At 59.7% G+C, this 5792-nt stretch carries 7 protein-coding genes; 4 read left to right on the forward strand and 3 right to left on the reverse strand.

Annotated features, from left to right (window positions below):
- Nucleotides 1-167: 167 nt before the first annotated feature.
- Entirely contained in the window at nucleotides 168-986 is an 819-nt protein-coding gene (locus LVD08_RS12430) for a shikimate 5-dehydrogenase (RefSeq protein WP_247268259.1), read from the reverse strand.
- A gap of 257 nt (nucleotides 987-1243) precedes the next feature.
- Between LVD08_RS12430 and LVD08_RS12435 the strand changes: the two genes are divergently transcribed.
- From LVD08_RS12435 to LVD08_RS12445, 3 genes are all read left to right on the forward strand, one after another.
- Nucleotides 1244-1594 carry a hypothetical protein gene (locus tag LVD08_RS12435; protein ID WP_007965394.1) on the forward strand — a complete coding sequence of 117 codons (351 nt, stop codon included), beginning with the start codon at nucleotides 1244-1246 and terminating at the stop codon, nucleotides 1592-1594.
- 229 nt (nucleotides 1595-1823) lie between these two features.
- Complete coding sequence (locus tag LVD08_RS12440; RefSeq protein ID WP_025108897.1) at nucleotides 1824-2018, forward strand: hypothetical protein; 195 nt, start codon at nucleotides 1824-1826, stop codon at nucleotides 2016-2018.
- A gap of 102 nt (nucleotides 2019-2120) precedes the next feature.
- Nucleotides 2121-2303, forward strand: a complete 183-nt coding sequence (locus LVD08_RS12445) for a hypothetical protein (RefSeq protein WP_096797753.1) — start codon at nucleotides 2121-2123, stop codon at nucleotides 2301-2303.
- Here LVD08_RS12445 and LVD08_RS12450 read toward each other — a convergent pair.
- Nucleotides 2300-3361 (reverse strand): AI-2E family transporter, encoded by a 1062-nt coding sequence (locus tag LVD08_RS12450; protein WP_027613894.1) that lies wholly within the window; start codon nucleotides 3359-3361, stop codon nucleotides 2300-2302. The genes LVD08_RS12445 and LVD08_RS12450 overlap by 4 nt on opposite strands.
- Before the next feature lie 117 nt (nucleotides 3362-3478).
- Entirely contained in the window at nucleotides 3479-4165 is a 687-nt protein-coding gene (locus tag LVD08_RS12455; RefSeq protein WP_247268260.1) for a cysteine hydrolase family protein, read from the reverse strand.
- 192 nt (nucleotides 4166-4357) lie between these two features.
- On the opposite strand from LVD08_RS12455, the gene trhP reads away from it, so the two are divergent.
- The gene (gene trhP / locus LVD08_RS12460) at nucleotides 4358-5692 is read left to right on the forward strand and encodes a prephenate-dependent tRNA uridine(34) hydroxylase TrhP (RefSeq protein ID WP_247268261.1); all 1335 of its coding nucleotides are present in this window, start codon (nucleotides 4358-4360) and stop codon (nucleotides 5690-5692) included.
- The last annotated feature ends 100 nt before the right edge of the window (nucleotides 5693-5792 follow it).

A 5792-nucleotide genomic window follows, 5' to 3' on the forward strand; every position in this document is an offset into this window, starting at 1 on the left:
GATGAAGAATCAGGGCGAATACCGATCAGTTTGAGATTCTAGGGTTGCTGAGCAACATAGAATCTCCCACAGAGGATCTACAGCGAACACACAATCTGTGCATGACAAAAATTCAACTGTGGGAGCGAGCCTGCTCGCGAAGAGGCCCGCCCAGCCAGCACAACTCATCAGCTCCGGGCAAACGCCACCGCCGCCGCAAACTGCTCTTCACTCGGCCGCACCCCGGTGTACAGCACAAACTGCTCCAGCGCCTGGATCGCAATCACTTCAAGCCCGGTAATCACCTTCTTACCCTCGGCCCGCCCGCGCACGATCAGCGGCGTTTCCGACGGAATCGCTACCACATCGAATACCGTGTCGGCGGCCTGGATCACTTCAGGCTCGAACGCCAGTTGCCCGGCCTCCGGCCCGCCGTCCATGCCCACCGGGGTGACGTTGATCAGCATCTGCGGCCGCTCGTCGCCGAGCTCCGCCTGCCAGCGATAGCCCAGCGAGTCCGCCAGTGCCCGTCCGGCGCGCTCGTTACGCGCAACGATCAAGCCATTCTTGTAGCCACCATCGCGCAAGGCACTCGCCACTGCTTTGGCCATGCCGCCGCTGCCGCGCAGGGCAAACGTCGTGTCTTGCGGTACCGCGTGGGTTTCCAGCAATTGCGCGATGGCGATGTAATCGGTGTTGTAAGCCTTGAGATGGCCGTTGGTGTTGACGATGGTATTGATCGACTGGATCGCCGCTGCCGACGCATCCAGCTCATCGACCAGCGCGATGCAGGCTTCCTTGAACGGCATCGACACCCCGCAACCACGAATCCCCAGCGCACGAATCCCGCCAACGGCCCCCGGCAGGTCCTGACTGCTGAACGCCTTGTAATAGAAGTTCAGGCCCAACTGCTCATACAAATGGTTATGAAAGCGCAGACCGAAATTCCCCGGACGCCCCGACAGGGACATGCACAGCTGGGTATCTTTGTTGGGATTCATCTGCATGAAACTTCTCCTTGAAAACGGACTTTCGGATGGACGGAGTTAGCCATTCCATCGGGTTCTGGACGATCATAAGCGCCTGTCTGCAACGGGCCGCGTGCCCCTTTGACCTGCCGGTAAAGAAGCCGGTACAGACCTTACACAAAATTTACCCAGCGGCTGTGCTGATTTTCAGAATTTCGCTGTCATAGAAGTATCCCCGCGACAACTTTGGGCCTGGTGCAGGCCCGGACGCCGGGTCGAAGAACCGAGGAATTATCATGATTCGTAAACTCCCCATCGTGGCCTTGTTGATTGGTGCATTCGCTATCACAGGTCAGGCAGAAGCCCACGGCGGTGGCTGGCAGGGTCCGGCAGTGTTTGGTGCGATCGTCGGCTCGGCCATCATCGGCTCCGCGTTGATCAACCAGGACCGGCCGGTCTATGTGCAACAGCCTGTTTACGCTCAACCGGCACCGGTTTACGTACAACAACCGCCGCCACCGGTCTACTACCAGCCGGCGCCGGTCTATGTGCAACAACCGGTCTATGTGCCTGGCCCGGTCTACTACGGCCCACCACGCGGCTACTACGGCCGGCCACACGGCTACTACGGTGGCCCGCGCTGGTAATCGCAACCAACAAGCCCCGCTTTATAGCGGGGCTTTTTTATGACCGTCGGTCGGGCAGAGTCTGAAAAAATCTCGCCAAGGTCGCTGTGAGGACAGTTCCAGCAGCTAAAGTCGGCATGATGGACTTGACCGTCGGGGGCAAAACACGAAACGGTCATCTATTTGTCATGACGGAACCGCAATCTGAATCCGTCCGTAAACAACAGGTTGATAAAAACAAGGACGACCCATGCCTACACAAAATCCGCACCGCATCGTCGGCCTGTGCACTTCAAGCAAGGTGTACAGCGCGCTGACTGAACTGAAACACCTGGAAGGCCACCGCTGCGCCAAGTTTCTTTCGCTGCTGGCGGAGAATCTCGTGCACAAGGGCCTGCTCAATGAGCGCGAAGTGGTGCACATGCTCGACCAGGTTGTCGACTGACACAGTCCTCACTGTGATCAATGACCACTATCGAAAGCGTTGATTGTCCCTGAGCGCAGCGAATCCATAAGGTAGCTCCACAGATTGATGGAGGTACTTGTCATGGCTCAGGTTCAAATCATGTCGGTAATCGGCAGCGCTGTTCCCGCATCGCTCAGAGCGTCGGGATTGCTCGCCTGCTGGTATGTGGTGCGCGATGGCGAGCCGATCAGCGGCCCGCTCACTTCGCTGCCTGCGGCGCAGGCCCTGTCGCAGAAAATCGTCAGCCGCCCATTCCACGCTTAAGGCAACTGGACTTTCGGTTTGGTCTCGATGAACAACGCCCAACTGGACATGAACAGCGCTGCGATCAGCGGCCCGATCACGAAACCGTTGAGGCCGAACACTGCGAGGCCGCCGAGGGTCGAGATCAGGATCATGTAATCCGGCATGCGCGTGTCCTTGCCGACCAGGATCGGGCGCAGCACGTTGTCCACCAGACCGATCACAAACACCCCGAACAGCCCCAGCACCACGCCTTGCCAGATCATCCCGCTGAGCAGGAAGTACACCGCCACCGGCGCCCAGACGATCCCCGCACCCACCGCCGGCAACAGCGACAGAAAGCCCATCAGCACGGCCCAGAGCAACGCACTGGGAATATCGAGAAACCAGAAAATCGCCCCGCCCAAGGCCCCTTGAGTGACCGCCACCACCAGGTTGCCCTTGACCGTCGCGCGCACCACCCGATTGAACTTCAACTGCAAACGGCGCTTGTGGCTCTCCTCCAACGGCACCGCGGTGCGTACCTTGCGCACCAGCTCGGCGCCATCGCGCAGAAAGAAAAACAGCAGGTACAGCATGATGCCGAAGCTGACCACGAACTCGAATGTGCCTTGACCGAAACTGAACGCCTGACTGGCCAGCACCTGACTGCCCTGCATCGACGCCTTGACGATTTTCTCGCGCAGACCGTTGAGTTCGCCCATGCCGAAGCGATCGAGCAAATGCTGAAAATACGGCGGCAGGCTGTGTTTGAACTGTGCCAGATAGGCACCGATGTCCAGTTGGCCGCTTTCGATGTTGTTGTACACCGTCGCGCCTTCCTGGACCAACAGGATGCTGAGGATGATCACCGGCAAGATCGCGATCACCAGGCAGATGCCCAGAGTACAAAGCGCTGTCAGGTTGCGCCGCCAGCCGAATTTGAGCTGTAACTTGCGCTGCATCGGCGCAAACAGAATGCCGAGAATCACCGCCCAGAACACCGCGCCGTAGAACGGCAGCAGAATCCAGATGAAGGCGACCGTCACCAATAGCAACAGCACGGTGAGGGATTTGAATTGCAGGGTTTTTTCGTTCATGTCCGATCCATGTCAGTCAGGCGTCTCGCACGCCCCGAACCTTAGTCAGCCGGGGCGCGCGCGAGTGCCATCTTTGTTCATGGAGCATAGATTGCCTGGACGAAGCAGCCCGGCTAATCAGCGCACCGGCAGTTTAACGATCTGCGCAGTGCTCAACACATCGCCGAAGGTGTCTTCGACTTCCGCCAGCGCGGCCTTGTGCAGCGAATCCTTGTCGATAGACACGCCGTTGGCGCGAGTGATGGCGCGGGTCGCCGAGGCATCGGACGCGACAATCACGTTGTAGCCCAAAGGCGCTGCGTCCCGCGCGGCACCCGCCACACAGGCGTGGGTCATCAGGCCGGAAATGATCAGGGTCTGGATGCCGGCCTTTTTCAATTGCTGGTCAAGGTCGGTGCTGGCGAACACGCTGACGGTGCTCTTTTGCAGCACCACGTCTTGCGGGCGCGGCTGCATGTCCGGGTGAAATTTAACGGTCTGGCCATCGATGGCAAACACTGGCGAGCCGGCCGGGGCAACGTGCTGCACGTGATACACCGGGATCTTGTGACTGTCGGCAAAGGTGATCAGCTCACGGGTTTTCGCCAGGGCAGCGGCACCGTCCGGGATCGGCATCCGGCCGCTGAAATATTCATTCTGGAAGTCGATCACCACCAGCGCAGACTTGCCCGCTGGCAGATGATCGACCGGTGTAGCGCCGGACATTGCCCGAATGGTCGGGTGGTTGTCGGCCATCGCTGCGCTGCTGGCCAATACCCCGGAAAATGCACAAGCGGTGAGAAAGCGGCGAGTAAAGTCCTGCATGGGAAAGTCCTGCCTCGGTTGATTTGACAAGCGAATCTTAAGCAGCCACCGCCGCACCGAACACAGTGGAACCGGCACATGATCTGTGCCCTTTCTGCACAGATGAAGACCACGCACTCAAACGTAGATCCAGATCAATAAACCGCACTTGCCACTGCACTACCCTGCCGCGCTTTTGCGACCGATGCCGCCATGAAGCCAGACCTCCCCCTCGCCGCCCCGGAATTGCTCGCCCCTGCCGGCACCCTGAAGAACATGCGCTACGCCTTCGCCTACGGTGCCGACGCGGTCTATGCCGGCCAGCCGCGTTACAGCCTGCGGGTGCGCAACAACGAGTTCGACCACGCCAACCTCGCCCTCGGCATTCGCGAAGCGCAGGCCCAGGGCAAGCGCTTCTACGTGGTGGTCAACATCGCCCCGCACAACGCCAAACTGAAGACCTTCCTCAAGGATCTGGCGCCAGTGATCGAGATGGCGCCGGACGCGCTGATCATGTCCGACCCGGGCCTGATCATGCTGGTGCGCCGGCATTTCCCGCAGATGCCGATCCACCTTTCGGTGCAGGCCAACACGGTGAACTGGGCGAGTGTCGAGTTCTGGCGGCAACAGGGGCTGAGCCGGATCATCCTGTCGCGGGAATTGTCGCTGGAAGAAATCGGTGAAATCCGTGAACAGGTACCAGGCATGGAACTGGAAGTGTTCGTCCATGGCGCACTGTGCATGGCCTACTCCGGGCGCTGCCTGCTGTCGGGCTACATGAACAAGCGTGACGCCAATCAGGGCACCTGCACCAACGCCTGCCGCTGGAAGTATTCGGCGCAGCAAGCCACGGAAAACCAGCTCGGCGAGATCGTGCAGACCTTCCAGCCGGAGCCGACCCTGGGCATCGGCGCGCCGACCGATCAGGTGTTCCTGCTGCAGGAAGCCAATCGCCCCGATGAATTAATGCCCGCTTTTGAAGACGAGCACGGCACCTACATCATGAACGCCAAGGATCTGCGCGCGGTGCAGCACGTCGAGCGCCTTGCACGCATGGGCGTGCATTCGCTGAAGATCGAGGGCCGGACCAAATCGCACTTCTATTGCGCACGCACCACCCAGGTCTATCGCCGGGCAATTGATGATGCGATGGCCGGGCGCGAGTTCGACCGCAGTCTGATGACCGATCTGGAATCACTGGCCCAGCGCGGCTACACCGAAGGTTTCCTGCGTCGCCATGTGCATGACGAATACCAGAATTATCAGAACGGCAGCTCGGTGTCCGAGCGTCAGCAGTTCGTTGGCGAACTCACCGGCGAACGCCGCGACCGGTTGGCCGAGGTCAAAGTGAAGAACCGTTTTGCCTTGGGCGATCATCTGGAACTGATGACACCCAAGGGCAATTTCCACTTCGATCTGCACCAGTTGCAGAGTGCCAAGGGTGAAACCATTGAAGTCGCCCCCGGCGACGGGCACACGGTTTACCTGCCAATTCCGGATGCGGTGGATTTGCGCTTTGGCCTGCTGATGCGCGACCTGACTCCTTGACCCCCTCCCAAGTAGGAGCTGTCGAAGGGGGCGGGCGCTTGTGGTCGTTTTTTCCAAACACAGACGCAAAAGATCCGGCCGCCGCCGGTCCCCCACCAGG

Origin of the sequence: Pseudomonas sp. YL2 (assembly GCF_023063025.1) — a bacterium.
Classification (GTDB): domain Bacteria; phylum Pseudomonadota; class Gammaproteobacteria; order Pseudomonadales; family Pseudomonadaceae; genus Aquipseudomonas; species Aquipseudomonas putida_A.